Origin of the sequence: Collinsella sp. HCP28S3_G2 (assembly GCF_052065125.1) — a bacterium.
Lineage (GTDB): Bacteria > Actinomycetota > Coriobacteriia > Coriobacteriales > Coriobacteriaceae > Collinsella.
Genome location: NZ_JBQHUO010000033.1, coordinates 1 through 1,453 on the forward strand (window position 1 = coordinate 1; position 1,453 = coordinate 1,453).

2 protein-coding genes are annotated in these 1,453 nt (G+C 65.9%); both read left to right on the forward strand.

Annotated features, from left to right (window positions below; translation table 11 throughout):
- The first annotated feature begins 219 nt into the window (after positions 1–219).
- Positions 220–543 (forward strand): transposase, encoded by a 324-nt coding sequence (locus tag ACTNB2_RS08790; RefSeq protein WP_441042627.1) that lies wholly within the window; start codon positions 220–222, stop codon positions 541–543.
- Between the two features lie 20 nt (positions 544–563).
- Positions 564–1,415, forward strand: coding sequence for an IS3 family transposase (locus ACTNB2_RS08795; protein WP_441042628.1), 852 nt, complete (start codon positions 564–566; stop codon positions 1,413–1,415).
- Positions 1,416–1,453: the final 38 nt, after the last annotated feature.

Here is a 1,453-nt window from a genome sequence, read left to right on the forward strand (position 1 = left end):
TGAACTGCCTCCCATTTCTTGGACACGAGAAATGGGAGGCTTTTTATGCGTGTCGACTTGAGAGTGAAACACGACATCGTGGCCAGGAAGGCGGCGATCGGGCTCTTCGAGCGAGGGCACGGCTTCGAGTCGGCGGCGAAGGCGCTGTCGGTCCCGCGAAACACCGTGAGACAATGGCTCTACGTATACCGGTCGTTCGGAAGCGAGGTGCTGCTATCCATGGACGGCAAGCAGACCAGGTACACATACGAGCAGAAGGTCGCCGCCGCCTCGGCCGTGGTCGACGGCGGCATGGGCAAGCAGGACGCCATGAAGGCGTTCGGGGTCATGTCCCTGGCGCCGCTCAAGAGATGGTGCGCGCTCTACCGCGAGGGCGGCGCCGAGGCGCTCAGGCCCAAGCCCAGGGGCAGGCCGAAGGGGTCCGGCCCCAAGTCGCGCGGGCGCACCCGCGAGCAGGAGCTCGAGGAGCGCTGCCGAAGGCTCGAGACCGAGGTGGCCTACCTAAAAAAATTGCGTGCCCTGGTCGAGAGGGACGGGCTCTGACCAGGGCGAAGGTCGAGGCCGTGAGCGCCCTGCGCGCGGAGGGGTGGAAGCTGGGGAGCCTGCTGGAATGCGCCGGCCTGGCCCGGTCCAGCTACTATTACGCGCTGTCGCACCCGGCCAGGCCGACGCGCCCGGAGCTGCGGGACGCGGTGGCGGAGATCTTCTCGCGCACGGCCAACGGGTGCGGCCACCGCCAGGTCGCCATGTGCCTGCGCGCCGAGCTGGGCGCGCGCATAGCCAACAAGACCGTGCTCAAGATGATGCGGGAGATGGGGGTCCGCTGCGGCATCCGCCGCGAGACCGACTACCATAGGTACAACTCGTACAGGGGGGTCGTGGGCGAGACGTTCGAGAACGTCATCGGGCGCGACTTCGCCGCCGACGGGCCGTGGCAGAAGATGGGCACCGACGTCACCGAGTTCAAGCAGCCCTGGGGCAAGGCCTACTTCGCGCCGGTGTACGACTTCGGCAGCAAGGAGATAGTCGCGTGGTCGACGTCGACCAGACCGGACATGGCGCAGCAGGCCGAGCTGCTCGACCAGCTGCTGGCGAAGATGCCCGAGGGCGCGACGCCGGTGCTCCACAGCGACATGGGCTGGCAGTACCAGCACGCCGCATGGTGCGGGAGGCTGAAGGACGCCGGGATCGTCCAGAGCATGTCCAGAAAGGGCAACTGCATCGACAACGGCGCCACCGAGCAGGTCTTCGGCCACATGAAGGACGAGTTCTTCCGGGGAAGGACATGGCCCGACTTCGAGTCCTTCAAGGCGGACCTGGACGCGTACGTCGCCCATTGGAACACGAGGCGAAGGCAGGTTAAACTGAAGGGGCTGACCCCGGAGGAGTTCCGGAACCAGCCCCTTGCGGCGTAGTTCTTATTTAAGCCGTCCAAGTTTTGGGGTGCAGTTCA

Coding starts and splice junctions, on each gene's coding strand:
- ACTNB2_RS08790 (WP_441042627.1), top strand. CDS start 220: ATGGACGGCAAGCAGACCAGGTACACATACGAGCAGAAGGTCGCCGCC.